The organism is Novosphingobium sp. BL-S-34 (assembly GCF_056857015.1).
This window is the reverse complement of the sequence record NZ_JBXEPV010000003.1, coordinates 186,930-213,720: the sequence shown is the minus strand read 5'-3', so window position 1 is coordinate 213,720 and position 26,791 is coordinate 186,930. Positions and strand designations below refer to the sequence as shown.

The window sequence follows — 26,791 nt, the reverse complement described above, 5'->3', positions numbered from 1 at the left end:
TCTCGATGATGGGCGCCGGCCAGCCCATCGAGGGCTTCGAGGTCCCGATCCATGCCAGCCTCGGCGCGCCGATCCTGCTCGGCGGTGCGCCGCGCGGGATCGCCATCGTCAACGGCACGCTCGCCATGGCGGTCGGTCTCGGGCTCCAGCAATGGCTGGCCGGCCTTGTCATCTGGGCGGCGGGGCACAGCCTCGCCGTCCTTGCAGCCCGGCGCGATCCCGATTTCGCGCCCGTGCTCCTGCGCCATCTGCGCCAGCGGGGATACCTTTCATGCTGAACCTTTCCGAGTACCGCAGCCGGGCAGGGCGCCTGGCCGACCATCTGCCCTGGGCCGCGCTCGTGGCGCCGGGCGTGATGCTCAACAAGGACGGCAGCTTCCTCAGGGTGCTGGCTTTCCGCGGACCCGATCTCGAATCCTCGACTGAAGCCGGGCTCGTTTCGATCGCAGCACGCGCGAACAATGTGCTGCGCCGCTTCGGATCGGGCTGGGCGTTGTTCTTCGAGGCAGAGCGCCGCGAGGCGATGGCCTACCCCGACGATGCCTTTCCCGATCCGGCCTCGTGGCTCGTCGATCGCGAGCGCCGTGCGGCCTTCCTGGCCGAGGGCCAGCATTTTGAGAGCGCCTTTTACCTGACGCTCGCCTGGATGCCGCCTGCTGACAGCCAGGACGCGGCGGGGCGGCGGCTGGTCGACCGCGCCGACGAGGCCAAGGGCCGCGACTGGCGCGAGGCGCTCGGCGGGTTCATTGGCGAGACGGATAGGGCGCTCGATCTGTTTGCGGGCTTCATGCCGGAGGTTCGCGGGCTGGGCAGCGGCGAACTGCTGACGTTCCTGCACGCGACTATCTCGGACCGCCGGCATCCGGTCCGCGTGCCTGAAACCCCGATGTATCTCGACGGCCTGATCGTCGACACGCCGCTCACCGGCGGGCTCGAGCCAATGCTCGGCGACCGGCACTTGCGCACGATCTCGGTGCTGGGCTTTCCCCCGCTCAGCCGCCCGGGGCTGCTCGATGCCCTCAATCAGCAGAACTTTCCCTACCGCTGGGTCAGCCGCTTCATCGCCATGGACAAGGCTGAGGCGACCAAGGTCCTGACCTCGCTGCGCCGGCAATGGTTCAACAAGCGCAAGTCGCTGACCGCCATGTTGCGAGAGGTGCTTTACAACAGCCCGGCCCAGCTCCTCGACAGCGATGCCGACAACAAGGTCGTCGATGCCGATCTCGCGCTTCAGGCGCTGGGCGGCGATCATGTCGCCTTCGGTTATCTGACGACGACGATCACGGTCAGCGACGAGCGCCGCGATGTGGTCGAGGGCCGGATGCGGCAGATCGAGCGGATCCTCGGCGGCCTCGGTTTCACCACCATTCGCGAACGCGTCAACGCGGTCGAGGCATGGTTGTCCTCGCTGCCGGGGCAGGTCTACGCCAATGTCCGTCAGCCGCTGGTTCATACGCTCAACCTTGCCCATCTGATGCCGCTCTCCTCGGTCTGGGCAGGACCCGCGGAGAATGCCCATCTGCGCGGGAGCCCGCTGCTCCATGTGCGGACGTCGGGCTCGACCCCGTTCCGGCTCTCCACTCATGTCGGCGATGTCGGCCACATGTTTGTCGCCGGGCCAACCGGCGCCGGCAAATCGGTTTTGCTGGCGCTGATGATCCTCCAGTTCCGCCGTTATGCCGGATCGCAGGTCTACATCTTCGACAAAGGGCTGTCAGCGCGCGCAGCGGTGCTGGCCTGCGGCGGTGCTCACCATGCGCTCGGGCTTGGTACCGATGCCGGGCAGGGTCTCGCCTTCCAGCCGCTGCGTGAGATCGATGACGTCGCGAAGCGTGCCTGGGCGTCCGAATGGATCGTCGCCCTGCTGACGCAGGAAAACGTCATCGTCACTCCCGACGTCAAGGATCAGGTCTGGTCGGCGCTCACCAACCTCTCGACCGCGCCGGGCGGCGAGCGGACCATCACCGGCCTCGTCCTGCTGCTGCAATCCAATGCGCTGCGCACGGCGCTTTCGCCCTACACGATCGAGGGACCATACGGCCGCCTGCTCGATGCCTCGGAAAGCGCGCTCCATTTCGCCGATGTCCAGTGCTTCGAGACCGAGGCGCTGATGGGCCATGCCGGTGTTGTCGCGCCGGTGTTGACCTACCTGTTCCACCGGCTCGAGGAGCGTTTCGATGGCCGGCCGACACTGCTGGTGCTCGACGAGGCTTGGATATTCCTCGACCATCCACTGTTCGCGGCACGCATCCGGGAATGGCTCAAGGTCCTGCGCAAGCGCAATGTATCGGTGCTGTTTGCCACCCAGAGCCTGTCCGACATTGCCAATTCTCCCATCGCGCCGGCCATCCTCGAAAGCTGCCCGCAGCGCATCCTGCTCCCCAATGATCGCGCGATCGAGCCGCAGATCCGAGAGATCTACGAGCGTTTCGGTCTGAATGCCCGGCAGGTCGAGCTCATCAGCCGCGCGACGCCCAAGCGCGATTACTACCTGCAATCCGCGCGTGGAAACCGGCTGTTCGAGCTCGGCCTGGGGCCGCTTGCCTTGGCTCTGTGCGGATCGTCCGATCCTGCGGCCCAGAAGCGGATCGACGCGATCCTGGCCGAGCATGGACCGGACGATTTCCTCGCCCACTTCCTGGCCGGCACGCCGGCCGGATGGGCGACCGATTTCATCAGCTCATTCCCGGGCGCTGAAGCACAGCTCGCCGTCTGAATATCCCTCTCAAACTGAGGAGAAGCACCATGAAGGAGAAGTTTCGTAAATCCATGCCCGGCCTGGCAGCGTTTGCCGTCCTGGCTGCTGGCGGGATCGCTGCAGACCTGACGCTCGGCAGCCAGCCGGCGCAGGCCCTCATCGTCTATGATCCCTCGAACTATGCGCAGAACGTGCTGACGGCGGCGAGGGCGCTCCAGCAGATCAACAACCAGATCCAGTCGCTGCAGAACCAGGCGACCAGCTTGGCCAACCAGGCGAAGAACCTCACGAAAGTGAGCTTTCCCGAGCTTCAGGCGCTGACCCAGACGCTCCAGAAGATCGACGTCCTGATGGGGCAGGCACAAGGCATCCAGTTCAAGGTCTCGAGCGCAAGCCAGCAGTACGCAGCGCTCTACCCCGACGCCTTCAGCCAGTCGCTCAAGCTCAACGAGCAGGTTACCGCTGCGCGCACGCGGCTCGATACCGAGGTTTCTTCCTACCAGCATACCGTGACGATGCAGGCGCAGATCGCCGAAAACGTAGAGGCGGACATGACGACGCTGAATGCGCTCGTCGAGCGCAGCCAGGGCGCCGAGGGATCGCTCCAGGCCCAGCAGGCAACCAACCAGCTCCTGGCGCTGACGGCCAAGCAACAGTTCCAGATCCAGCAGCTGATGGCCGCACAGTACCGCGCGCAGGCGATCACCGAGGCCAATCGTGCGCAGGCTGCCGCCGAAGCACAGGTGGCAACCGCCAAGTTCCTTGGCACCGGAACGGCCTACACGCCGAATTAGCTTCACTCGATCGCTTCCGCCTCGGGTTCTGTCTCTTCGAGGCGGCTTGCGGCGGCGGACTGGTCACCCGGCCGCCGCGCCGCGGGGCACGTGCTCCATCCCCGGCCGTGCCCCGCGGCACCCTGACGCGCGCCTGTTTTCGAGGAACCCGTACATGAGTGACCTCAACATCATCGATCAGTTCATGACTGCCTTCATCCGCTACATCGACAGCGGCTTTGGCCTGTTGGGCGGCGATGTGCGCTTCCTGACGGCAACGCTAATCGCGATCGATGTGACCCTGGCGGCGCTGTTCTGGACCTTGGCAGGCGAGGACAATGTGCTCGGCCGCTTCATCCGCAAGATCCTCTACGTCGGTGCCTTCACCTTCATCATCAACAGCTTCCAGACGCTCGCCGACATCATCTACCGATCGTTTGCGCAGGCTGGCCTTACCGCCGGGGGCGGGGTCCTCACGGCCGACGATCTCCTGAAGCCCGGACGTCTGGCCGGTACCGGTTTCTCGGCAGCCTGGCCGCTGCTCGAACAGGCGGGCAAGCTGCTTACGGTCACCAGCTTCTTCCAGAACGCCCTGCAGATCACGGTGCTGCTGATCGCCTGGCTGCTGGTGATCCTCGCGTTCTTCATCCTTGCCGTGCAGATGTTCGTCTGCATCATCGAGTTCAAGCTCGTCAGCCTTGCCGGTTTCATCCTCGTGCCCTTTGCGCTGTGGAACCGAACCAGTTTCCTTGCCGAGCGTGTGTTGGGCCATGTCGTGAGCTCAGGCATCAAGGTCATGGTGCTGGCAGTCATTGTCGGCATCGGATCGAACTTCTTCGACCAGTTCATCGCCGCGCTTCAGGGCCAGGAACCCGATGTCGGGCAGGCCATGAGCCTGGTGCTGGCCAGCCTCGCGCTGCTCGGGCTCGGCATCTTTGCGCCTTCGGTCGCCAGCGGCCTTGGGTCGGGCGCGCCGCAGCTCGGCGCCGGCGCGGCGGTGGGAACTGTAGTTGGCGCCGGCGGCGCCGCCATGCTTGTCGGCGGCGCTGCCGTCGGCGGTGCGCGGCTTGCCGGAACTGCGCTTGCCAGTGTGCGTGCCGGAAGCTCGATGGGTGGCGGAGCCTCGGCTGCCGAAGGTCTTGGCGGTCACGGTGGCCATCCATCTCCCGGAAGCGGCGGCAGCAGCAGCGGCGGGCAGGGCGGTTCAGGCGGAGCCGGTGCGGCTCCCCATACCGATCATGCCTCGCACCCATCCAGCGGGGGGACGAACCATGCGCGGGCTACTCACGAGGCCACCCCCGAAACACAATCGGCTCACGGCGGCGAAAGTAGCGACGGCGACGGACCACCGGCTTGGGCCAAAGCCCTACGCGCTGAGCAGACCGCCCGCCATCGCCAGCAACTTGCGATCCATGCCGTCCAGCAAGGCGACCGCGGTGGCAGCGGCGCTTCCCCCGACATTAGCGAAAGGAACGACTGACCCATGCGATTTAAACGCAGCGTCCAGGCTTACGGGCGCACACCCGAACCCGAAACCCCGTTCCAGCGGGCAGGGCAGCTCTGGGACGATCGGATCGGCTCCGCCCGTGTCCAGGCGCGCAACTGGCGGATCATGGCCTTCGGCTGCCTTGGCCTCGCCGGCGCGATGGCGAGCGGTCTCCTATGGCAATCGCTCCAGAGCCGTGTCGTCCCTTATGTCGTGGCGGTCGACAAGCTTGGCGAGCCGCGTGCGCTCAGCGAAGCGGAAACGAGCTATCGGCCAACAGATCCGCAGATTGCCTGGGCGCTCTCCAAATTCATCGGCCATGTCCGCGGGGTCTCGCTCGACCCCGTGGTGATGCGGGAAGGCTGGCTCGAGGCTTATGACTTCACGACGCAGCGCGGCTCGCGCTTCCTCAGCGAATATGCGCGGGCCTCGGGTGCTCTCAGCCAGATCGGCGAGCGTACCGTCTCGGTTCAAGTGACAAGCGTGGTGCGCGCTTCGGACACCAGCTTCCAGGTCAAATGGATCGAGAACGCCTTCGAGCGCGGCAGCGCGGTGGGCACCACGCAGTGGACCGCGATGGTGACGCTTGTCGAAAAGGCACCGCGGGACGCCGACACGCTGCGGAAAAACCCGCTCGGCATCTACGTCGACGCCATCGACTGGAGCCGCGAGCTTGAGCCTCAGGACCAGTCATCCGCCAGTCTGCCTACCGCCGGACAATCGGGGCAGGCCGGGGCCGAGTCCACTTCTGCAAGCGGCTCCGCAACCACGCCTGCTTCCGCGAGCGCTGCAACCATCCCGCTTTCCGATCCCCTCGCATCCAAGGAATTTCTGCCATGAATGGAGTGCTGCTGACCGCCGCGGCCTTTGCCGTCGGCGCCCATCCGATCCTGCCAGCGGCGCATGCCGTGCGGTCCGGGCCGACCGCTTCGCTGGGCCAGCGCGGCTCGGTTGAGCCGTCGCCATCCTCGTGGGTGAACGCGCGACAGGTGTTCCTGTGGTCGGATGGGGCGATCTATCACGTCTATACGCAGCCTGGCATGATCACCGACATTGCCCTGCAGCCGGGCGAGGCGCTGATCGCGGTCGCCGCCGGCGATACCGCGCGGTGGGTGATCGGCGATACCACAAGCGGAAGCGGCGAGGACAAGCGCACGCACGTGTTGGTGAAACCGTTCAGCACAGGGCTCTCGACCAATCTCGTCATCACCACCGACAAGCGAACCTACCATCTCGTGTTGTCGAGCGGCCCGATGGGCGGAATGGCTGCGCTGGCATGGAACTACCCGCTCGACGAAATGGTCGCGGTCAAGCGCGCCGGGGCCGCCGCCGAGGCGGCCAAGCCCGTCGCTGCGGGGCTCGGGATCGAGCAGATGTACTTCGGCTACCAGATCACCGGCGATCAGCCGACGTGGCGACCGGTGCGGGCTTTCGATGACGGTCGCCAGACCTTCATCGAGTTTCCGGCGACGATCGGTGTCGACGAGGCGCCGCCGTTGTTCCTGATCGGAACCGACGGTGCGGCGGAACTGGTCAATTACCGCATGCGCGGGCGGTTCTACGTCGTCGATCGCATCTTCGATGTGGCCGAGCTGCGGCTCGGAACCAGGAAGCAACAGGTCGTGCGGATCACGCGTGGCGGCGGCAAGGGGAGGGGGCGGTCATGAGCGAGGAGATGAACGAGGGCGGGCGAGCGCAGCCTTTGCGACAGCCGAACCCGGATGACCCAGCGAATGAGCCTGCAGCGCAAGCTCCCGCGCGCCCGGTCAAGAAAGTCGACCCGGAAACTCTCGCCATTCGCGCCAGGCCTCCGCGCGCGACACGTTTTAGAAATGAGGTAATTATCGGCGGCACGGCCGTCGCTACCTTCGCCCTTCTTGGCATCGCGTGGTTTGCGCTGTCCCCGCGGCTAACCGGGCGTACGGTCCAGCCAAGTGATCTGGCCCAGCCCGGCAAACAGGCCACCAACGATGCGCTGAATGCTTTGCCGAAGGGGTATGGCGATGTTCCCAAACTGGGGCCTCCGCTTCCTGGAGATCTTGGGCGTCCGATCCTGCGTGCGCAGCAGCGAGACCTTGGCGTAACTGCCCCGACCGAGAACCAGCACGCAAGCGTGGTCGACCAGGATCGGCAACGGCATTCCGACGAGCTCAAAAACGCTCGTCAGTCGGCGCTGCTTGCTCAAGGGGTTCGATTCGTCACGACGGCATCGCCTGGGGTCGAAAGCCCTGTGCCGGTGCTCGGGCCGGTAGCCGGCGGCAATGCCCCGGCTTTGGATGCGTCGGCCACGGACCGCAAAAAACAGTTCGCCGAAAAGCTGGACGGGACGGGCGACATCAACCCTCACAGTGTCACGCCGCCATCATCTACAAGCGTGTTGATGGCTGGCAGCGTTATCGCCGCCAGCCTGATCACTGGGCTAAATTCCGATGTTCCGGGGATGGTCGTCGCCCAGGTAACACAGAGCGTGTTCGACAGCGCGACCGGACGAGTGCTGCTTATCCCACAGGGCACGCGGCTGATCGGCAATTACGACAGTGTCGTTGCCTACGGCCAAAGCCGGGCCTTGGTCGTGTGGCAGCGACTGGTGATGCCTGACGGGTCGTCGCTGCGCCTCGACAACATGCCGGCGGCGGATCCGTCGGGATACGGAGGTCTCGTGGACAAAGTCGACTACCATACCGGCCGATTGCTGAAGGGAGTGGCGATCGCGACATTGCTAGGCGTCGGTACGGAGCTATCGATCAACGGCGAGAGCGATCTGGTGCAAGCAATCCGGGAGTCTTCGCAGACCAGCGCTTCACGGGCAGGCGATCAGATCACCCAGCGCAATCTCGACATCCAGCCAACGATCACGGTGCGGCCCGGGGCGCCGGTCAGACTGGTTGTGCGTCAGGATCTCTTTCTTGAGCCATGGAAAGGAGGGAACGCCCGATGATCTCGATCAAACTGGCAAAGCTGCCCGACAAGACCCCGGTAAAACTGGCCGTCACTGTGACGCCTGATCTCCATCAGAATCTGCAGGACTATGCGCAGATGTACGCCGCCGTCTACGGCGCGGATGTGCCTATCCCGGAACTGGTGCCAGCTATCCTGGCTGCCTTTCTCGATGGAGATCGTGGATTTCAGCAGCAACGGAAGGGTAAGTCATGATCGAGCATGAGTATGACGCGCGAGGGCCGGCTGCTGGGATGGAGCAGATCCGCGTTCGAATTTCAGATGCTGTGCGGTTGACCGGGCTCAGCCGCACCAAACTCTATCAGCTGATCTCGCATGGTGATCTGGAGGTCGCAAAGATCGGCCGATCTACCGTCATCATTGCGTCCAGCTTGCGAGAATTTGTTGGGTCAAAACGAACTCGTCATATCCGGGCGCGCTCCTGAAGAGCGGGCAGCCGCATCGATCTCGGCGGCTTCGTCGGACGATCCGGAACGTCTCCTTCCGCGAGCCGGTTGTGCCTAAGCTGATGTTCGTTCATACCCTAGCGCGCCTGCCTTAGAGCAGGGCGTTTAAGCAGCGTGCTGATCGAAGATCGAAAAAAAGCCTGGCTCGCGTGATAACTTGATTCCATCGTCCCAAGTGAAACTCTTGATCGATCGTCTCAGAGCTCCGTCCGGGGCAGTTATGACCACATCTTTGGCCGCGCGCAGTTCAACCAACGCAGCATCCACGATGTCGCCAATAACCGGAGTCTCATTGCAGTGTGACGCAAACAATTCTTTCTTCGTTAAAGGCCTCAAATCGGCGGCTGCACGAGAGTGAAGCACCCGAGCAAGCTGATCGACAACCGCACTCTCTGATCTAATGCGGGCATTATCGTTGAAATCGAATTCCAGCATATCCTTCCGGACGTCCTCATCCGGATCGAAACCGAGCGAATTGAAGCCCGCGCGCCCGAAATGCTCAAACGTGTTTTCCATCGACCAATGAATCTTACCCATTTCCTCACGGGCAGCGTGGTGCTTCGAGAGGTGAAGTAACCAGTAGTCACGGTTGGATCCGCCCTCAGGGTGGATGAAGAAGGGAGTGATCTGATCCCGGAAAACTGGATCGCTTTGATTTAGGGTTTTTCGTCGTAATCTCACCTGTGACAGGTAATTACTCGCACGAACGCGCAGTTACGCACAGGCCGCTATCCAATCATGTTCCACCCGCTTGCAGATGCTTCAGCGGTCTCTCATATCTCTGGAATGTCGAGCAATCCAGCACCGCAACCACCCTGCGTCTTCATCTCCTACTCCTGGAGCACGCCAACGCATGAGGCCTGGGTCCTGCAACTGGCGGAACGGCTGGTGGAGGACGGAATCGACGTAAAGCTCGACAAGTGGAACCTGCTTGCCGGACACGATTCCTACGCCTTCATGGAATCGATGGTCACAGACCCGGCGGTCACGAAGGTGCTGATGGTCTGTGACAAGGTCTACGCTGCGAAGGCCGACAAGCGCGCGGGCGGCGTCGGCACCGAAAGCCAGATCATCTCGCCCGAGCTTTACGGTAAGACCAGTCAGGACAAATACGCTGCCGCGATGACCGATCAGGACGAGGACGGGAACGCTCATGTCCCTGTGTTCTACCGCGGCCGCATATTCTTCGATTTTCGATCGGGCGATCGCTACGAAGAGAGCTATGAACAGCTTCTGCGCTGGCTGGCAGACAGGCCCCAGTTCGTGAAGCCGAAGCTCGGAAAGCTGCCAGATCACATCATGGAAACGCGCCCGGCGGCCACGGGCACGCGTTCGGCGCACCAACGCGCAATCCGGGCAGTCGAGGACGGCGTCCCGCAGGCGGCCGCACACGTGAGGGGTTTCGGTGAGACGCTCATTGGCGAACTGGGCGGGCTTCTGCCGGTATTGGAGAGCGGCGAGGAGATTGACGAAACGATCCTCGCCACTTCCGCCTCGATCCGGCCCTACCTTCATCAACTTGCCGAGCTGACGCGTTCCGTTGCTCGCTTTGGCAGGGATACCGAAACCTGGGAACGCCTGCTTGGAATTCTGGAGCAGCTCCTGCAACTTACAGTTCCACCGCGGGGCACCCGTAGCTGGCACCCCTGGCAATTCGATTCAGTCAAAATGGCAGCGCACGATGCATTTCTCTCGACCCTGGCTATCGCGCTCGATGAAGAACGTTTTGACCTTGCCGATCGCCTGTTCAAGCGCGTCTGGCTGGTCAGCAACCCTTATGGGGCGCCCAACGAGCGCTCGACCTCGGACTTCACTGCATTCGCGCAGCATATCGAGTCACTTGATCACCGCAACAGTCGGCTAAGCTTGAACCGTATGAGCCTGTTTGCCGACCTTGTGAAGGAAGCGCATGACAATGGCGCACTGCCCGAATTCGAAAGTGTGATGCAGGCAGACTTCCTCTGTCATATTCGAGGGACGACGCTCGGCGAATACAGCTACTGGTATCCGGAAATGCTTATCTACGCGACGAACCGATTTGCGCCGTTTCCAATTTTTGCCCGCGCTGAATCCAGCCAATTCCTCGACCGTGTTCTGGTCGCGATCGGCGAGCCCGACCTTCACGCATTCACGACGAGTCTCGCAAAACTGCAAGGCAGACAACCTGGCTACGGGCTGTTTCGACGGGGCGGACTCCCTGTCAATTCGCTCGCCAATGTCAAACATCTAGGTGTGAGGCCCTGAGCTGGCGTCACTGAATTCACGCCAGCCAGGCAGCTTGGTTTAAAGCTCTTGTTTTACCTTATGGCGACTTCCAGCGAATAGATCCGCACCGTCTTGGTGCCGTAAGCGGCGTCGCCTGTAGCTCCCGGCGCCAGCGATCGTGGCCGACAGGCTGAGACCCGTACGGGGCGCGGTGTCTCGCGCGAGGACCCAGGGGCGATCAGCCCGTCGGCCGTGCGGCATGGAGCGCGGCCGCGCCGGTGGGCCCCGGACATTGCCCTCCTGCCAAGCTCCCGGCCCCAATGCCAAGGGCGGGACACCGCCCCCAGGACGGGCCCCAGACCCAAGCGTTACCGACCACGCAGGGCACACTCGTTCTATAATTCTTATCTCAACGTTTCAGCCACTTGATGACCGAAGTCAAAAGCGGAGAAGATATGTCAGAACTGCTTCCAAGCCAGCCGGCACCCGATGAAGAGATGTCCTGGTCACAGATCTACGCCACCCTCGACAGCCGCGCGCGCGACTTGCGTGCCGTCATGATGACCTGCCTTGCCGGCATGCTCGCAATGGGCGCAGGGCTTGCCAATTCTCTCCACGATCTGATCGAAAACCCTGACGATACCTACAGGTTCTACTACTTCTGCGGCATATCGCTGGTGCTCTTCGCAGCAGGCATGCTGTGCTGCTTGCAGAGCAGGAGGACCGTGAGGCGTGCGGAAGAGGTGCGGACGCACTTCACCAACCGCAATGACGTCCCGGTCGTCGACAGGATCTTCAAGATCTCCGAAATCGCCCGCCCGAGCGAGCACATCACCAGGGCTGATAAGACATTGGAGGAACCAGAGCCGGTAGAGCAAACTTCGACCGACACGCCGGAAAAGGAAAAGGTTTTGCAGGAGGTAGAGTAAGCTATCGGCGGAGCGGCTTGCAGGACCTTCAGCGGGGACCGCAGGCCGCCCTTGGCGGAATGGAGTGAACCCAGGACTACTAGGCTCAAATACCCGCGCCAGCACGGAAATTGCCTTGTCCGCGAAGGGCGGCGACCGCTAGGCTCCGCCAATGGAGAATGTCGCCCTCACCGCCCTCACCATCGCCTGGCCTCCGGTTGCTTCATGGCTGGTTCTGAAACTCCTGCCAGCCTCGCTCACTCGGTACGTCGAGAAGGAGATCGATCGCCGCAGCGACGCGAAACTCGAAGCCCTGAAGGCCGAGCTGCAGAGCGCCTATTCGTCGGTAAAAACATCGGTCGATACCCTGAACGCCAGCAATTCCGGCATGCGCCCGCACATCATCGAGGCGGTCACTGCGCTCTGGGATCAGATGAACAGGATGCGGGAGGATTGCTCCGGGGTAATCGGTTTCGATTCGATCATCCTGGCGGAAGAAGCGCAGGACATGTTTTCTGCTCGCGAAGCCGCCAAAGCTCTGCGGTATGTGCAAGATTTCGAGGACGAAACGTACGGCCCCCGGCTCCTGCAAAAATATGCGGCGGAGAAGCCCGAGAATCATCGGCTTTTCTGCGGCGATCGGCCCTGGTTGCTGTATTATATCTACCGCGCCGTCACATTTCGCGCTGCCTACCTGATCACAGAATCCTATCGCCAGCAAACTTACCAGAACTGGCGCACCGACAAAGGCATCGACCACCTTCTCTCGAGCGTCCTGCCAGCCGATGAAATTGCCAGGCTCGGAAAAGCTTCAATCGGAGGGCTTGCCGCCACTCTCTCGCGCATCGAAGGGGAATTCCTTCACGAGGCGACGCGGGTGATGTCGGGATCGAAAGCGATGGCTGACAGTCTTTCCGACATGCAAGCGATCATCCAGCTGGAAAATGCCAAGGTCGCGCAGACGCAGCGCACATAGCCCTCAAGAGCTCGCAAGTCTCGTAAGCCAGCCCTCCGGGCAGCAGCATCGCGCTGTCCGGACCCTTCCTGTGCTTCACGAATCCCTGTTGCATTCCGTCCAGCAATGCGGGACCTAAAGCCATGACCGGATTGAAATATCTTGCGAAGAACTGGGAACGCATGCTCTTCGCGCTTGTTGGCCTGGCGTGCCTTGGCTTCGGCTTCACATTCCTGTCAGCGCGAAACGTCACAGCCGCATCCGCTGTGTTTGCACTCGCTTTCTTCAGCTTTTTCTATTCCAACCTTGCGCGCTTCAAGCGCTTCAAGGGCCTCGGGTTCGAAGCCGAGCTGTGGGAAGACAAGCAGAAGGAAGCTGCGGATCTGATCGACCGGCTGAAGAACGTCGTTTCGATCTATTCGCGCGAAGTGGTGATGAGCCAGGTCATGCGAGGCCGGATGAGCAAAGGACCCAACTGGCAAAACAATTGGGCCCTCTTCAATGAACTCGTCGCCCAGCACGGTGAGCTCGGGCAGGCGATCGATTTCAGCAACCTCAAAAAGCAGGTCGACAGGGTTTTTCTGTTCGACATGGCTTACGCGCAGGCATCAATACTGAGGTCGGCATTCCAGACGGCCAACTCTGAGGTCTACAAGATGATCCAGCGGGAGCATCCAAATCCGATCAGGGATTCCGCCGGACATAGCGCGCGGCTGGCTCAGCAGCGCGCTATCACCTTCGAAACCAGCGACATGTTGCAGGACATGGCCGAACGCAACGTGCCGAAAGCGCTCATTGCGGATGCCCGGATAGCAGCCCAGGCATTCGAGCGCGATTTCGGCGTAACCTTCACGCTCGACGAAATGGCCATCCAGAACCTGGAAAAGATCGCCGGGTGGTATGATGCCGGACCGCTGGTAATCACGTCGGAAATGATCGCCCTTGCCGAACAAAAGCAGAAGTTCTGATGGACCTCACCAGATAGCAAGAGCCTGCACTTCGAGCGGAAGCGCAACTTTCCAGGCTTCAGAACGCGAAAGCAGGCTGGTCGGGGTTCGCCGGGCGCCACGCTCACGCATGTTGTCGTGATCGACCGTACTCGAACGATAGGCGATCTGCTCAGCTGCGCGAATGTCCGCTCCGACCGAAACCAACCATTCCTAAATGCAATTGTGAACGGCGGGTATGTCCCCCCTTGAAGTCGTTCAGGTTTACCCGAGGGTTGGTGAATGAATGGCGGCTATCAGGGAGCCGCAATGACATGCTCGATGACGGCTATGTCGGCAGAATTCCTTGGCGGGACAGGGCGATAAAGCCTCGTCAATGCCTCGTCGCGACCAATTCAAGCCATTCAGCGTCATTGATGCGAGAGTTGATTTTTTTTGAAATCCGACGTTCCGATCGCGCATCTCAGATTGGCTAAGCCTGAACCAGATGGCAGATTGTTTCGCATGAAGTGCGCATACTCAAACTCTATTGGGCTGGTTGCCATGAATGGCGAGGGCCACCTGCATGACTGACGGCGAAACGCTCTCGCATCCGGTCGAAGAAGGCGATGACGGCGCCGGATCGGGAGCCCACTCCCTTGCTGGATATGATTACCAGGTCGACGTGTCAGTATGGCTCGCGCTGGATCTCCTGCTGGCGAACAAGATTGCGCAATCAATCGAGCTTGAGCCCGCCACTGAGGAGGATATCGAGGCAGAGCTCATTGATAACGAACCCGGCCGCCTGTCGACGAAAGTTTCCGCCGACGGCTACAAGCTTGTCGTGCAGGCAAAGCTTCGTGGCGGCGATGCTTGGACGGTTGCAGGTATCAATGCGCTATTGAAGCATGGGGGCGTGCGCCGGCTCTCCGCGGCACGACGCCTCGCGGACTCCGATGTTCGGTACCTTCTGATCACCAGCGCTGGCCTGAACGGTCAAACGCGAGGTCTCCGCGTCGGCCGAGCAGGGAGCTGGCCCAAACCAGGTGGGATGCCAGCGACAACGGTTTCGAGCCTTCCCGCCAAAGCTGCCGGACGGGTGGGCATCATAGCCAACCACGACGAGGACAAGGTAGTCGGGGAGATCAAGCGTCTGCTGATCGAACGCTTTGGGGTTCCCTATTCCCGCTGGATAGAGTGCCTCCACAAGCTGCGTGAGGAAGCGCGCATGCGCGTTCGGCGGGTCGGCGGTGGCCGATGGCAGCGCGACGAAGTGGCACACATCATCCGGGAACATGACGGCTATCTCGCGACATCGCTGCAGCTGGAAAACTATGTCCATCCCAAGAACTGGGCGGCGCTGCGCGAGGCGATGGGCTCGCCCCGATACGCCGCCGTAATCATCGGCCAGTCGGGAACCGGCAAGACACTCGCGACACAAAAGCTCTACGAGGAGTTGCGAGCTGAGAATCCCGGCATGGCGTCAAAGCCGATTCGGCAAGGCCCACAACAACTTCGCGACGACAAGACCGATCGTCCCGTCCTCTACGACATCGAGGACCCGTGGGGCCGTTTCGATTTCGAGCCAGCCAGCCGGCCCTGGAACGACCAGCTTGCCCGCTTTCTAGCCGGAGCCACGCATGATCGGCGTATCGTCGTCACGACCCGGCGCGACGTGGGTGTGTCGGCGGGCGCACTGAGCACCATCGAACCATGGTTGGTACCGCTAGAGGTCGAGCATTACGGCCCAAAGGAGCGCAGTAAGCTCTATCGAACCCGGATCAGCACGTTGCCTCGCGATGTGCAAATGCTCGCCGCCGATGCTGAAAAGCAGGTGCTCGACGAGCTCGCCTCACCGCTCGAAATCGAAAAGTTTTTTGATGCCATGCGAACGTCCGGGCGGTCCGAGCCCAATAATGGCGGTGGCTTCATCAAAGCGGCGATGGGTCGCGCGCATGAGGAGTCGATTGAGCTAACGGTCGTCGAGCAGATTCGGGAACGGAAAGACGTCGCAGCCGCAGCCGTGATTTGGGGGCTCCTGAAGGCGAGCGAGAAGCTGTCGATCCGGATCGTTCGATCGCTTGAAGTCGATCTGGCGGAACGCAGTGACCGCTTCGACCAGGGAGTCCAACCCCTTATCGATTTCTTCGCGGCTGCACGCAATCTGCGCGTCGGCGAAGGTGATGCGACCTATTATCACCCTCGCGTGGAAGCCGGCATTCAGGCAGCGCTGAAGCGCGAGCCCGTTCCTTCCTCCGTCGCGCTTCGGGCCCTTATCGACGTGTTGACGGATCCAGACGGCCCTGGGGCTGCCTGGGGATCGGGGATCGCGGCACGCATCCTGGAAGCGACGGGTCGCGTGGAGGAGTTGGCTGTATCGGCGAAACCAGCCGCGCAAAAAGCGATCGACACTTGGATCGATCAACAATTCTCAGATCCCACAACGCGCATTCCTGAACATTTTCGGATCGCAGCCGCTGTCGGATCGGAGGCGTCGGTTGGCGCGGAATTCGCGCGATACATCAATCATCGCCCCGACAGGACCTTCGCCAACCTGATGCACTGGAGTTCGCCGGGGCACGGCCAGGATTGGTACGATCGAATGGCTCATGCACCGCAGATGCCGACGATCGCGACACGGTTTGTCCGCGATATGCTGCCGAATGATCGAAACGGCTACGGTCCCACGCTCGTGGCCGATCTCGAGCGCTTCGCGCCCGATCTGACCCCTGTTTATCTCGAGGCGACCGCCGGGATCGTTCGAAATGGGTTCGATCCGGTCGTCGATACGCTGGCCGAAGGAGCCTTGCGCGATCTCGACGGGTTCGAAACCATCGTTGACGCCGCTGTCGCTGAGCTTGCGCCCACGCCGAGCGATCCCGAGACGGACCGCAAGGAACGCCTCGCCTACATCAACAGCGTCTATTCCGACGAATATATGGAGCATCTCGCCGATCGAGGCGACGGACACACTGCTCAGCAACTCCTGCACGCCTATGTCGATAAGGTGCGTGAGGTCAAAGGCTGGCAGCGGCTGGCCCAGCATCCTCAGGCTGAAGCCCTTCAGGCGGACTGGATGCGATCGCTCGCGGCCGACGCCCGCGAAGGAACGCCGCCCAGCTCGGAGGAGCTTAGTGGTGCCTGGTCAATCGTCCGAGACGGCGAGAACGAAGATGCGATCTGGCATGCGCTTCGTCATCATTGGGACGATGCCTATCATGATCGCCTTATCGAGCGAATCCGGAAGGGGCTCGACGACAGGGATGTCAGGACGGCGGCACTGTCATGTCTGATCGCCCATCACCGGGAAGAGTTGCCGCGAATTCTCGATGGCCTGATCGCTGCGGGTGAACAGGAGCGAGCGGTCGAACTCGCAATCGATCTCGGCCACATTCTCGCTCAGCGTGCCAGGCGCGGGCCCTTCCATGAGCCGGACGATGACGCTCCGAACCCGGAAGAAGATGAAGCCGACGCCGCCAAGAACCTATTGCCTGCGGACTATGCGGCTATCGCATACGCGGCTCGCGCGCTGCGAAGCAATGCGGCCGAGATCGTTCCGCTTCCGCCGCCAGCGGCCGCGTTGCTGACCGCTACGCCCGGAACACGCCCCGACGTTAGGCGGCTGCGGATCAAGCAGCACGCGGTGTTGGGAGCCGATGTCGCGCGAGACATTGAGGCAACGCTTGCTGAAGCCAGGGTCACCTGGGAGGATGCGCATCCGTGTGCCGAGGCGATAGCCGCTGCAATCGCGCTTGGTCTTACCCCGATCGTTGAGGACGCGCTGGATAACATGTTCGCCGATGTCGTCGCACCAGCGCTCAAAGCGGTCGGTGATCCCTTGGAGGCCCCACTGCCTGCGGGCTTGCTCGAACTGGCAAAGGCGGAGGGAAGTCCGGTCCGCAAAGCTCTAGTGGCGCTTTTGGTTGCAAAGCCACACCCCGACCACGTTCCGACGCTGATGACGCTGGCTCACGACCAGTGGTCTGCTTCCTATCGGCTGTACGAAGAAGACGATCACTTCCCCATCGCCCATCAGGCGATTGCCGCGCTTGCGGCTCTGAGAAGCCTGGCAGACGATGATCTCGAGCGTCTCGACGCGCTTGGGATCGAGACCACGGATCCCACACTTCGCCACGACATCTTTGAATTGCTCGTGACGCATGGCGGGCGAGCGATGCAGGAGCGCCTGCTAGATCGCGCCTACTCGCCAGGTCGCGCGCCGGTGAGACGTGCGGCTGCCCATGCCCTCGTCTTCAAATCCGAGAGCCTAGATGCGGCCGTTGTCGCCGACATCGACGCGGCGACAGTCGCGACTCGCATGCCGAGCGTTGCGGCTTCGCTCGTGCTTGTCGCGGCCTGTCGTGGCCCGAGCGAATTCGTCATCGAGTTCGCCCAGTACCTAGCAGCCCGCCCCAAGCGGCGTGTGCTCGTCCTACTTGCGATCTGGGTAACTCGCGAAGAGCGCCCCGAATTGGCTGAGGCGTTGGAGGTGCTCCTACCCACAGACCATGCAGCGATCGCCTGGCTTCGGAGCGGCCCCGCGACGATTGCCAATGATGAGCTCATCAAGGATCTGGGCGACCCGGCGGTCTGCCAAGAGGTCCTGCGCTGGCTCAACCCCACGGAGCCAAAAGCATGAAAGAGTCCAACCCATCAAGTTTGTCCCACGACAAGCTATTCAGGTTCAACCGCAAATCGGTGAACCGAGGGCCGCCATCGGGGAGCCGAGATGAGGTGTTGTAAGGTCCGCTATGTCGGCGGAATCCCCTGGCGGGGCACGACGGCTTAGGCAGGTTGCGACCCAGTTATCGCCGTTCCCCGGTGGTAAACTGAACGTCCGGATCTGACAGGAGCCGCCGGTCGAGCATCATAAAGTCGCCGGTCGGCAGCCGCCCAGACATTATCGTTCAATCGATCGCCATGGCTTCCCGAAACAGGGCGTTATGGGAATGCGCGGCCGTCCCGCTTCTCCATCTCCGATATTCCATTTAGAAATCAAGATGGGGAGCAGGTTTCGGGTCAAGCTCAACCTGCCGCGCGCACTGGCACCGGGCGTCTCGCAACATGTCCCTTATCTGGAAGGGATGATGAGGGATCGGTTCGGCACGGATCGCGCATCAAGCCGGGCAGCACGCGAATGAACGCCAGCTCCGCAACCAGCTCAACCCGCGTCTGCGCGACGATCACCGCCAGCAGTAGCGGCACCGCGTCCCATAAGGACGTGCCGGGCAGGAACAGCGCGACGATCACGCCTAGCACCACGGCCGCGAAGCAGATCGCGAATTGGCCGCCTTCGCGGTGATGGCGCAGCATCACGGGCGTCATGCCGGCTCCCCCATGCCCGCGCCCGCCTTGCGCCGGTTCTAGTTGAACCCCACCATGATCGCAAACACGATGACCGACAGTGCGGCGACGGTCTGAACGGCCGGGAATAGGCCCAGCAGCTCGAAGCGGGGAACAGCCGACCACGGTGCTATGTCGATAATGCCGGCCTCTTGCAGCGCCGAGACGCCCTTGCCGGCCAGCACCACCGTCAGCACGGCCATCAGCCAAGAGCTGTAGGTGAAGAATTGTCCGATCGTCCGCTTGCCATTGGTCGCTCCCGACAGGGTGGCCAGTCCGCAGAACCTACAGCAGGTATACGCGGACACGAACGAGGTAGGGGGGAGCCGCCGACGTTGTGGATGCTTCACGCTTGTATCCGATCGAACCCTCTGTGATCGTCACTTGTCGACATCGTCGAAGACCGACCGCTTCGTAGCCGCAGCTTCGGGCGGGGACGGCTCTTCTTTCTTCTGCGTGACGATATGGGTCCAGTCGGTGTCGTCTTCAGTCTCCTCGTCGCGCTCCCGCTTGCGTTCTTCAAGTTCGTCGACCGCTCGCTTCACCTGATCCCGCGCGTCGTCGACCAAGCCAACCGCATCGTCATCCAGCTCTACTCCGATCTCCTCGATGCAATCGAGGGCACCGAGCAATTTCTTGAAGTGGCTGTCGGGCTCTTCGTCCAAGTCGGCATCTGCGGCGATCTCGTCAATCTTCTCCTCAAGCGTCGGCATGACATTGGTTCGCAGCGCCAGGCCCAATCCGACGAGATGAAGCGGCGATATGAGTGCGAGCATCCCCTTTTCGGCAAAGAAGGACATGTCGAGGTCTGTGAGCGCGGCAAACTCGAGTTTAGTGCTGGCTTCGCGCCGCAAGTCATCCGGGAGCAGACCAAATTGATGGGCGCGGGCGTAGGTATGAAACCGAGGGTCATTGGCGAGGGGATCGGTCTGCCAGCAATAGCGTCGAAGTAGCTCCGGAAACTGTCCGATTACTTTGGCGAAAACCGCGTCGTTCGCCCTGTAGGACAGGAAGTGAAACAGCATCCAATTTCGATGATTTTCGTCCGGCGTGTAGCTGAGGCGCGCTACCAAGGCTTCGTCCAGCGTGTGCGGAATCACCAACGCATCGCGAATGAGCGGCGATCCCTCGCAGGTGAAGCTGCCGAGGATCGTGTCGATTGGTGCGCCGCGGATGAGTGCGGCCATCATGTGGGGTTTTTGCCGAAGAACTTCCGTCAGTGCATCCGAAATTGTCGGATGCGCGAAGGTCCATTTGGCACCGGACAGCTTGAGAAAGGACCCCTTCAATTCGGCGAAGCAATCTTGGATCTTGGCCAGCGTGAAACCAGTCAAGTCCGCAACCGCCTGCGCTGCCGCCGCATCATGATCGCTAGGATCGAAGCTCGCTTGATGGACATAGACAAGGTAGAGCGCGGCCTGGAGTTGCTCGTCCAGTGCGCTGACCGTGTCGATAAGGTGCTCGGTCGGCTCCTTCATAAAGCGGACGAGCGAACCTTCGCGCGGCGCCAGTCCCTTGGTAAAGTTCGGGTCGCCCAGCCGCCGCTCAGCGATTCCGGGCAGGAACTCGTCGACGGCGGCGACGGCGGCTAGATGCGGCTTGACGTTCGATCGCCAGCTTTGGCTCTGCTCGCCGAAATTGATGTGGTTGTAGAGGATTTGTGCCTTCTCTTCGAAGGTCAGTTCACCAACGTCGACCACGGCGCTGCCATCGGTGAATTGGGCTAGATTACGCTGACCCAGTCGGCGCCGAGCTGCTTCGTAAATATGCTTGCGTGAAGTCAGCAGGAAGCGGTTGCCGTGCTTGATCGCCGCGCGCAGCTTCGAAAAGGCCGACGCCCAATCCTGTACGTAGTCGTCGCGCAGCACGTTCGAGCCAAAAGCGTCATCAATCCAGAAGAAGCGGCCGGGATCGTTGGGATTCCAGCCAGCCTCGAAATCGCGTGGACTGGTCAGCGCAAGTACGGTGTTGTCGGGATTTTCCGAAGCGATCGTTGAAACGATCGCACCGATCGCCGATTTGCCGCTCGCAGGATTGCCGAGCAGAAGCACCACGCCGTGGTCCGAGATGGCGTTGACGGCGTTGCGATGCGCCTGAGTTGGAACATAAGTACGAAGTTTCGGAATCCAGCTATCGAGCAGCGCGCGGCTCTGCTCGCTGAGTCGTTCATCGACGATCGCGGTCAAATCCCCTAGACCGTAAACCTGAGGGACGAGGGCGCGGAGGCGTGCGTTGCTCTTGATGACCCGAACGATGTATTGGCGGCCCAGGATATGCGGCTTGCGAACGCCGAAATCGCGCAGTTTGGCACGCATGGCGGCCGCAACCGGCGCATCCACGCTCATGTTGGTCATGAAGACGTATGTGTCTGCCTGGCCGCCTTTGACGAGTTCCTCGACGTTACCGATTTCAGCGGAGAGGTCGCTGACCTTCAACGCTTTGCCGGCGTCCGACGTGTGCTTGCACTGGATCGTGCCGATAGGCTGCTCGCCATTTGGCGAGGGGATGAGAAAGACCGCGTCCTGACCGCCGTCCTGCGCCTCTCGGAATATTTCTACAGGACGCCCCAAGACCACTTCGCAGACTTGCGAGCAAAGGTCCTGAAAGGCGCGCCAACCGATCGTGTGAAGCGCGAGATCGCTCCAAGGGCCATGCGCGCGACGTGGGTCGCGTTCCGCAGTTTCAATTTGACCGTGCACGGTTCTCACACCCTAACCATGCCCCCAGTGAAGAAATAGTTCGGCATTCCCTGGATTTTCCTCATCAATAGCGGAGCGTTCCAATCTCGCTTTCCTCACACGACAAGCGGCTTGAACTCGAATTGTGTCTCGCATTTATTGTGAGCACAGAGGGGCTTGCTAAGACCGAATGGCCTCTGATATTTCGTTCGGCCGCACACGCATTCGAATTGCCTCCGGAACGCCCTAAATTCATCCCAGCGCGTCTTCTCGTCGCCGATCGAACCGTCGCCATAGGGGGCGTCCTGAAAATGGCTACCGAAATTCTCGATATCGCCCTTCACCAAGCTGGCGATGAAGCGATTGTTGACGCCGGGTACGTCGGCCGGCGTCAATTTAATGTCGCTAAGGAAGCCGCCGATCGCAGAGGCCAATTCGGATCGTTCGTAGGCATAGGCCTTTTCGAGCTGACGGATGCGAACGTTGACGCCGAAGCCTCGAGCGATGCCTAGCAGCCATTCCTCCTCGGCCTGACGCATCTCGTTGGCAGCGGATTCGCCCTTGTCCCAGCGATCGGCGATCATCTCGTCTGTCACCTTATGGTCGGCGAAGCGCGGACCGTATGCCGGGTCTAGCCCGATGATGCGCGTGAACTGCCAGTCCTTCGCTGCGAGCTGATCCTTCAAGTGATTGAAGAATCGCTCATCATGGGTGACGAGAATGATCTGGCAATCGGTGAACATCTTGGCGAGCAGCGCGCCGATCGCGCGGCGATGGTCAGCGTCATAGGAGGTAACGACATCGTCGAGCGCGATCACCGGGGCGGCCCTATTGAACTTCTTGATCGCCGCGAGGCGCAGCGCCAGCGCCACCGAGTGAATCTGGGAGTCGCCCAGATAGCCGCCTGGCGCTACGCCCTGACGATTGTCGGCGAAGTCGATGACCAGCTGCATGCGCTGCTGATTAGTTTCGTCCTCGCTAGGCAGCTCGAGCCGGATCGGCCTCGCCTTGTCGCCCTGGATTTCCTTGTAGATGTCGTTCATCGGCGCCGCGAGGGGGGCGAGCAGCGACTGGACCTTCTCGCGGATCTTGCCCGAGACGAGCGTGGCCTGGGTGCCGAGCGCCTCGTGCAGTGCGGCGAGTTCCTGGGAGGTTCGTGTCGCCAGCGCCACGTCCGTCTGGAGCTTCAGCAGCCGGTCGATGTTCGCCTTGGCCTTCACCCAGGTATGTTCGCCCTGCTTGTCCTCGATGTCGGCGATCTCCTGATCGAGACAGGTAAGGCGCGCCTCCAGCTCGGCGGTGATCGCGGCGGACGCAGGGGCGGCGGCGGCCGGCCACGCGGCGGCCCCGGCCTGATATGCTATGAGTGCTGCCCTGAAGCCGTCGGGATCATCCTCGGACAGATGATCGATCATCGCGGGAAGCCGCGCGATCAACTGGTTGTGCGCTTTCGTGCTGGCCTTGTCGGCGTTATCTAGCGCGGTTTTGGCATCGTTGTAGCTCTGCAGATCGTCGAGATGGGTCTTCAGAAGATCGCGGATAGCGGGGACGCTTCCGGCGGCGGTATCGCCGATCGCCGTCGCGCAGACCGGACATTCGTCAGGAGCCTCTGCATCTTCGGCGAACAGTTTCTCGGCCTCCTTCCACACCGACCGAAAGACCGTGCCCGCCGCCTTGTCGCGCTCATCTGCTTCTAAATCCATAGCATCGGTCAGCACCGCCAGCGTTTCATCGAATGCGGCAATGGCGCCCGAATATTCCGGCTCGCCGCCGTCTTCGGGCACGGTCTTACGCCACAGCGCGATAACCGAGTTGCGAACCTGTCGCAGCCCGGCAAGGCCGATGCTGTTTTCCTCGGCCGCGACACGTTTTGCGATATCGACAAAGCCGGCGTCCGCGGCATCGAGCGCCGCCATCATCAACGCGGGGTCGAGCGGCGCAATGACGTTCGTGTTGACGAAGTCGAGCACGGCAGCGTCGTTCCACACCTGCACGGCCTGCTTGGTCTCGATGCGCAGTAGCCCGGCGAGACGAACCTGTTCGCTCATGCTCTCGGCCGCGGCTTTGACCTCGCGGCGCAGCAGCCGGAGATTCTTCTGGACCTCGACCAGCGGCGAGAGCTGCAGCCAGCTCACCACGTCGCTGTAGCGGGTCTCCGCCTTCTGCTCCTCGACGAAGGTCCGCAGCGTATAGCCGCGGATGATCGGCGCGACAACGAACCCGGCCTTCATCGCGGTGGCCGCTGCATGGATCGGACGCGAATTGCCGACCGCCGTGCGGCTTCCCGCGGTAGTGGCTTTGCCGGTGATGGTCGTGAACTTGACCTCTGGCGCGATCCCCGCCGCTTGCGCGCCATTATGCATCAGGGCGGACGGGCCGGCCTGGTTATTAAGCGCACGTTGCCCGAGCCGATCTAGCGTGCCATGTTCGGAGAAGAGGAATTCGAGCGCATCGATGATACTCGACTTTCCGAGGCCGTTGGGCGCAAAGATCGCGAGGCTCGGCTTCTTGCTGAAATCGAAGGTCTTGGGCTGGAGATAGGCGCGAAAGCCTTCGAGCGTCAGCGAGTGGAACAACGTCGGATCAGCCATCAGCCTGTCCCTCGGCCGGGGTCGCGCGCTCGGCGGCCAGCGTCAGGATCGCCGCCTTGGCATTGGCGATGACATTGTCGTGCGGCATGACGGTCAGCAGATGATCCGTCAGAATCGCGGCCAAATCGGCATCATCGGAGGCCTTGAGCGAAGCGGCGACGCCGGTCAGAAACCCTTCTGGCGTTTCCACTACATCCGTTTCCGGCGCGGCAGGGGCCGCGATCATGTCGAGCGCCACCGCCTCCTCTGGTGCTGCTGTCTCGTCCTCGTCCACCAATTCCCCCTCCTGGTCACCTGCGAATCAGGCACGACACCACCGTGCCGCCTCTCCAACCTAGCGGGAAGACTAGTTAATTTGGGGCGAAGCGAAAGCGCTTGGTATCCGCAGCAATCCGGTCGGGCAGGGAGGTGCTGTACGAAGGGTCGCTATGCGCTTCTGATGCCGAAGTCCGGACAGTCCCAAAAGTTCATGAGGCAGGACCTGAGAGAAGGGGCTAAAGCAGCTCCACATATGGCCGGTTTAAGCGTGATTAGGCGTTCCCAACTGCGACGCCAATCGGCAGTAATGTCTCACGACCTTCCGGCGGCTCCCGACCAACTTAAGACATTCAGCCTGGTTGATGTGGATGTCGGCTGCTGATGTAACCCGTCATTGCGCTCTCGCAAAGCCGACCGGTTTGCTTGGTGAGCGTTGTCTTGCCGGGTGACGTTGAGGGGGCGGCCACGCGTTGATATATTGCCGTATGAACGGATTTATCAATGCGATCATTGCAGCAGCCCCGACCTGGCCGCAGTTTATCGAGCTGGTCAAGGTAGCATCACCTACCATCGTGGCGGCGGCCGTCCTTTACTTCAGCATCCAGCAGAACCGGTGGATGCGCCAGCACGCGAGCAAGCAGCTCCGCATGGAGCGGCAGGCGCAACAGATCAAAATGCTTGAGGACCGCCAGAAAATCATCCGCACGGTCGGAGGCGTTCTCGCCCGCTATAACCATGACGGCAGCGGACTGGATGACCGGAACGACCAGCTCTTTCATGTCCTGGTCGATGGACGCACTGTTTTCGGCGACGAGATCGGCGACCTGCTTCAGGCCACCTGGCTGAAGCAGGTCGAGCATCATAACCTGAGGCTACCGCTCGTCCGGTCGATCGGGATGCCCCAGGACGACACGCTCGTTCAACGCCGCGCTGATGCCGAGGAAGGGCGCAAGGCGCTCTTCGCCGAGATCCAGATGCTCTACGAAAGGATGATTGCAGCAGCGCGTTACGACGCCGGGTGAACCGTGTCGCGCGATGCCGGCTGGACGCCATGCTGTGTCACGCGCCGATCGCTAAGCCGCTTCCTCGATCCAGGCGACCGGAAGAACCTGCGCGGCAACCGTTCGCTTGAGCTCGCGCCACTGTCCGTGGTGAAACTCGGCGCGCGGGCGGCAACGGGCATCGATCTGCGAGGCCTCATAGAGACGGGATACCAGTTTCGGGTACAGAGCCAGTTTCTCCGCCACATCGGTGCAGACTGAAATCTCGCGTGTCGCCTGACGGATCTTCTGCCAGCGTGCGAACGGCAGTCCTATACCATGTGGTCCGACGACAACCCCGGTGACAATCTTGGCCCCGTCCTCTCCAAACGAGCGATCCTTGTGCGCCCGTAGCCCGGCACGGAAGATCATGGAGCGCGCCTCGTGCAGGACCGCACGTGTCGCGCCTGCGCCCGACATGGTGATGTCGTCGACATAGCAGGTCATATTCAGGCCATGACCGTCCGCCAGCGCGGCAAGATCGTCGAAGAAACTCTTGAACGTGTAGTAGGATATGATCGGACTGATCGAGCTGCCGGTGGCCAGCACGCCGCGGTAGCAGATGAGGTTCGCAATCAGCCCGGCAACGTCCGGAGCGCAGCACAGCACATCCCGGAAGAAATGCATCACCTTGTGCTGCGGCACCGACTGATAGAATTTCGCGATGTCGATCTTGATCAGGCTTCCGACACAGACGTGCGCGCGCGCATTCGACAGATAGGATCTGCCCTTGACCGCGGAATGCAGATATTCCGGCACCTCCACGCGCGCGAGGTATCGGTGAAGCTGCCGGTGAAGGCTTTGCAGCGCTGCGCCCGGCTCCTGGATCTCACGTCCGGTGGCCTTGTGCTTGTAGACCCTGTAGCCGCCATGTCGGGCGAGCTGATCAAGCTTGTTCAGGTCCCACCCCAGACGGTTCGCTAGCGCATGCGGCGACCGGAGCCCGTAAAGGTGGCACCGATCAATCGGAATGCGCTGCTTCGCTTTCTTTGCTGCGCTCACTGTCTTCCCCTTCAGCAACCCATTCCAGCATCTTCAGCACCTTGTCGGCAACAAAGACACGGGCCTTGTCGAACGTCGTCCCGGGTCCCTGTTCCGCGAACAGCATGAGGGACGACAATGGAACCTCAAACCGTTCCGCATATTTTTTGAGGACATCGAGGCTCGGTTCTTTCCGGTTGCGCTCAATCTCGTTGAGATAGGATCGCGATATATTGATCTGGTCGGCCAGATCAGCCTGCGAAAGTCGATGATATTGTCTTATTGTCTTCAAAGCTCTGTCGTACATGATGTCTCCTCCACAACCTCCGCCGGGAGAGTTAAGGGGGGATTACGTCAACATGTCCCAGACCTTCGCGCCCACACGCACCGCCTTCAGAATGAAATCTAAGGCGGCCGCAGCGGCCTTCCAGGTCGTCGGCTTCAGAAGGGCATCCCGGATTGGATGACCCCGTCGGCTAGTCTTCGCACGCTTCTTCCCGACATCCGGTGAGGGAATGATTCCCATAGGTAGTTCTCCTGCACAC

General features: G+C 61.6%; 22 protein-coding genes and 1 pseudogene. 15 read left to right on the top strand and 8 right to left on the bottom strand.

All coding sequences use genetic code 11. The annotated features are described in order from the left end of the window. Positions 1 to 5 precede the first annotated feature (5 nt). The 9 genes from AC1VV3_RS23790 to AC1VV3_RS23750 all read left to right on the top strand — a co-directional run bounded on the left by AC1VV3_RS23790 (position 6) and on the right by AC1VV3_RS23750 (position 8,340). Complete coding sequence (locus tag AC1VV3_RS23790; protein ID WP_465128841.1) at positions 6 to 278, top strand: VirB3 family type IV secretion system protein; 273 nt, start codon at positions 6 to 8, stop codon at positions 276 to 278. After that, positions 272 to 2,716, top strand: coding sequence for a conjugal transfer protein TrbE (gene trbE / locus AC1VV3_RS23785; protein WP_482963509.1), 2,445 nt, complete (start codon positions 272 to 274; stop codon positions 2,714 to 2,716). The genes AC1VV3_RS23790 and trbE overlap by 7 nt, the downstream gene beginning before the upstream one ends. Before the next feature lie 29 nt (positions 2,717 to 2,745). Next, complete coding sequence (gene trbJ, locus AC1VV3_RS23780; RefSeq protein WP_482963508.1) at positions 2,746 to 3,492, top strand: P-type conjugative transfer protein TrbJ; 747 nt, start codon at positions 2,746 to 2,748, stop codon at positions 3,490 to 3,492. Between the two features lie 154 nt (positions 3,493 to 3,646). Continuing rightward, the gene (trbL, locus tag AC1VV3_RS23775; protein ID WP_482963507.1) at positions 3,647 to 4,951 is read left to right on the top strand and encodes a P-type conjugative transfer protein TrbL; all 1,305 of its coding nucleotides are present in this window, start codon (positions 3,647 to 3,649) and stop codon (positions 4,949 to 4,951) included. A 3-nt stretch (positions 4,952 to 4,954) separates the two neighbouring features. Next, entirely contained in the window at positions 4,955 to 5,797 is an 843-nt protein-coding gene (trbF, locus tag AC1VV3_RS23770; protein WP_482963506.1) for a conjugal transfer protein TrbF, read from the top strand. Beyond that, complete coding sequence (trbG, locus tag AC1VV3_RS23765; protein WP_482963505.1) at positions 5,794 to 6,624, top strand: P-type conjugative transfer protein TrbG; 831 nt, start codon at positions 5,794 to 5,796, stop codon at positions 6,622 to 6,624. Before trbF ends, trbG begins: the two co-directional genes overlap by 4 nt. Next, positions 6,621 to 7,895: a TraB/TrbI/VirB10 family type IV secretion system protein gene (locus AC1VV3_RS23760; RefSeq protein ID WP_482963504.1), complete on the top strand. Its 1,275-nt coding sequence runs from the start codon at positions 6,621 to 6,623 to the stop codon at positions 7,893 to 7,895. The genes trbG and AC1VV3_RS23760 overlap by 4 nt, the downstream gene beginning before the upstream one ends. Beyond that, entirely contained in the window at positions 7,892 to 8,110 is a 219-nt protein-coding gene (locus tag AC1VV3_RS23755) for a DUF2274 domain-containing protein (RefSeq protein ID WP_482963503.1), read from the top strand. Before AC1VV3_RS23760 ends, AC1VV3_RS23755 begins: the two co-directional genes overlap by 4 nt. Beyond that, a complete protein-coding gene (locus tag AC1VV3_RS23750) occupies positions 8,107 to 8,340 on the top strand; it encodes a helix-turn-helix domain-containing protein (RefSeq protein ID WP_482963502.1) in 234 nt (77 codons plus the stop codon). Before AC1VV3_RS23755 ends, AC1VV3_RS23750 begins: the two co-directional genes overlap by 4 nt. A gap of 126 nt (positions 8,341 to 8,466) precedes the next feature. Here AC1VV3_RS23750 and AC1VV3_RS23745 read toward each other — a convergent pair whose 3' ends face one another. Continuing rightward, positions 8,467 to 8,898, bottom strand: coding sequence for a hypothetical protein (locus AC1VV3_RS23745; RefSeq protein ID WP_482963501.1), 432 nt, complete (start codon positions 8,896 to 8,898; stop codon positions 8,467 to 8,469). 249 nt (positions 8,899 to 9,147) lie between these two features. Here AC1VV3_RS23745 and AC1VV3_RS23740 point away from each other — a divergent pair, with 249 nt between their 5' ends. The 5 genes from AC1VV3_RS23740 (at position 9,148) to AC1VV3_RS23720 (ending at position 17,994) form a co-directional block, all read left to right on the top strand. Next, positions 9,148 to 10,605, top strand: a complete 1,458-nt coding sequence (locus tag AC1VV3_RS23740) for an SEFIR domain-containing protein (RefSeq protein ID WP_482963500.1) — start codon at positions 9,148 to 9,150, stop codon at positions 10,603 to 10,605. Positions 10,606 to 10,994: 389 nt separating this feature from the next. Then, positions 10,995 to 11,495: a hypothetical protein gene (locus AC1VV3_RS23735; RefSeq protein ID WP_482963499.1), complete on the top strand. Its 501-nt coding sequence runs from the start codon at positions 10,995 to 10,997 to the stop codon at positions 11,493 to 11,495. 151 nt (positions 11,496 to 11,646) lie between these two features. Continuing rightward, positions 11,647 to 12,450 carry a hypothetical protein gene (locus AC1VV3_RS23730; RefSeq protein WP_482963498.1) on the top strand — a complete coding sequence of 268 codons (804 nt, stop codon included), beginning with the start codon at positions 11,647 to 11,649 and terminating at the stop codon, positions 12,448 to 12,450. A gap of 122 nt (positions 12,451 to 12,572) precedes the next feature. After that, entirely contained in the window at positions 12,573 to 13,397 is an 825-nt protein-coding gene (locus AC1VV3_RS23725; protein WP_482963497.1) for a hypothetical protein, read from the top strand. 544 nt (positions 13,398 to 13,941) lie between these two features. Beyond that, positions 13,942 to 17,994 carry a hypothetical protein gene (locus AC1VV3_RS23720; RefSeq protein WP_482963496.1) on the top strand — a complete coding sequence of 1,351 codons (4,053 nt, stop codon included), beginning with the start codon at positions 13,942 to 13,944 and terminating at the stop codon, positions 17,992 to 17,994. Between the two features lie 386 nt (positions 17,995 to 18,380). On the opposite strand, the gene AC1VV3_RS23715 is transcribed toward AC1VV3_RS23720, so the two are convergent. From AC1VV3_RS23715 to AC1VV3_RS23695, 5 genes and pseudogenes are all read right to left on the bottom strand, one after another. Continuing rightward, the gene (locus tag AC1VV3_RS23715) at positions 18,381 to 18,680 is read right to left on the bottom strand and encodes a hypothetical protein (protein ID WP_482963495.1); all 300 of its coding nucleotides are present in this window, start codon (positions 18,678 to 18,680) and stop codon (positions 18,381 to 18,383) included. A 38-nt stretch (positions 18,681 to 18,718) separates the two neighbouring features. Continuing rightward, positions 18,719 to 18,943 (bottom strand): annotated as a pseudogene (locus AC1VV3_RS23710) (iron permease); the annotation flags it as partial. 135 nt (positions 18,944 to 19,078) lie between these two features. Continuing rightward, positions 19,079 to 21,397, bottom strand: coding sequence for an nSTAND3 domain-containing NTPase (locus AC1VV3_RS23705; protein WP_482963494.1), 2,319 nt, complete (start codon positions 21,395 to 21,397; stop codon positions 19,079 to 19,081). A gap of 95 nt (positions 21,398 to 21,492) precedes the next feature. Next, positions 21,493 to 23,967 carry an AAA family ATPase gene (locus tag AC1VV3_RS23700; RefSeq protein ID WP_482963493.1) on the bottom strand — a complete coding sequence of 825 codons (2,475 nt, stop codon included), beginning with the start codon at positions 23,965 to 23,967 and terminating at the stop codon, positions 21,493 to 21,495. Further along, on the bottom strand, positions 23,960 to 24,241 hold the full coding sequence (locus AC1VV3_RS23695) for a hypothetical protein (protein WP_482963492.1): 282 nt from the start codon (positions 24,239 to 24,241) through the stop codon (positions 23,960 to 23,962). The genes AC1VV3_RS23700 and AC1VV3_RS23695 overlap by 8 nt, the downstream gene beginning before the upstream one ends. A 469-nt stretch (positions 24,242 to 24,710) precedes the next feature. Here AC1VV3_RS23695 and AC1VV3_RS23690 point away from each other — a divergent pair, with 469 nt between their 5' ends. Then, positions 24,711 to 25,247, top strand: coding sequence for a hypothetical protein (locus tag AC1VV3_RS23690; RefSeq protein ID WP_482963491.1), 537 nt, complete (start codon positions 24,711 to 24,713; stop codon positions 25,245 to 25,247). Positions 25,248 to 25,298: 51 nt separating this feature from the next. Here AC1VV3_RS23690 and AC1VV3_RS23685 read toward each other — a convergent pair whose 3' ends face one another. Further along, complete coding sequence (locus tag AC1VV3_RS23685; RefSeq protein ID WP_482963490.1) at positions 25,299 to 26,267, bottom strand: reverse transcriptase family protein; 969 nt, start codon at positions 26,265 to 26,267, stop codon at positions 25,299 to 25,301. Beyond that, positions 26,227 to 26,553, bottom strand: coding sequence for a helix-turn-helix domain-containing protein (locus tag AC1VV3_RS23680; RefSeq protein ID WP_482963489.1), 327 nt, complete (start codon positions 26,551 to 26,553; stop codon positions 26,227 to 26,229). Before AC1VV3_RS23680 ends, AC1VV3_RS23685 begins: the two co-directional genes overlap by 41 nt. Positions 26,554 to 26,791 lie beyond the last annotated feature (238 nt).

Coding starts and splice junctions, on each gene's coding strand:
- AC1VV3_RS23790 (WP_465128841.1), top strand. CDS start 6: ATGATGGGCGCCGGCCAGCCCATCGAGGGCTTCGAGGTCCCGATCCAT.
- AC1VV3_RS23745 (WP_482963501.1), bottom strand. CDS start 8,898: ATGGGTAAGATTCATTGGTCGATGGAAAACACGTTTGAGCATTTCGGG.
- AC1VV3_RS23725 (WP_482963497.1), top strand. CDS start 12,573: ATGACCGGATTGAAATATCTTGCGAAGAACTGGGAACGCATGCTCTTC.
- AC1VV3_RS23735 (WP_482963499.1), top strand. CDS start 10,995: ATGACCGAAGTCAAAAGCGGAGAAGATATGTCAGAACTGCTTCCAAGC.
- AC1VV3_RS23720 (WP_482963496.1), top strand. CDS start 13,942: ATGACTGACGGCGAAACGCTCTCGCATCCGGTCGAAGAAGGCGATGAC.
- AC1VV3_RS23680 (WP_482963489.1), bottom strand. CDS start 26,553: ATGTACGACAGAGCTTTGAAGACAATAAGACAATATCATCGACTTTCG.
- trbJ (WP_482963508.1), top strand. CDS start 2,746: ATGAAGGAGAAGTTTCGTAAATCCATGCCCGGCCTGGCAGCGTTTGCC.
- trbG (WP_482963505.1), top strand. CDS start 5,794: ATGAATGGAGTGCTGCTGACCGCCGCGGCCTTTGCCGTCGGCGCCCAT.
- AC1VV3_RS23740 (WP_482963500.1), top strand. CDS start 9,148: ATGTCGAGCAATCCAGCACCGCAACCACCCTGCGTCTTCATCTCCTAC.
- AC1VV3_RS23750 (WP_482963502.1), top strand. CDS start 8,107: ATGATCGAGCATGAGTATGACGCGCGAGGGCCGGCTGCTGGGATGGAG.
- AC1VV3_RS23730 (WP_482963498.1), top strand. CDS start 11,647: ATGGAGAATGTCGCCCTCACCGCCCTCACCATCGCCTGGCCTCCGGTT.
- AC1VV3_RS23700 (WP_482963493.1), bottom strand. CDS start 23,967: ATGGCTGATCCGACGTTGTTCCACTCGCTGACGCTCGAAGGCTTTCGC.
- trbF (WP_482963506.1), top strand. CDS start 4,955: ATGCGATTTAAACGCAGCGTCCAGGCTTACGGGCGCACACCCGAACCC.
- AC1VV3_RS23690 (WP_482963491.1), top strand. CDS start 24,711: ATGAACGGATTTATCAATGCGATCATTGCAGCAGCCCCGACCTGGCCG.
- trbL (WP_482963507.1), top strand. CDS start 3,647: ATGAGTGACCTCAACATCATCGATCAGTTCATGACTGCCTTCATCCGC.
- AC1VV3_RS23715 (WP_482963495.1), bottom strand. CDS start 18,680: ATGACGCCCGTGATGCTGCGCCATCACCGCGAAGGCGGCCAATTCGCG.
- AC1VV3_RS23760 (WP_482963504.1), top strand. CDS start 6,621: ATGAGCGAGGAGATGAACGAGGGCGGGCGAGCGCAGCCTTTGCGACAG.
- trbE (WP_482963509.1), top strand. CDS start 272: ATGCTGAACCTTTCCGAGTACCGCAGCCGGGCAGGGCGCCTGGCCGAC.
- AC1VV3_RS23755 (WP_482963503.1), top strand. CDS start 7,892: ATGATCTCGATCAAACTGGCAAAGCTGCCCGACAAGACCCCGGTAAAA.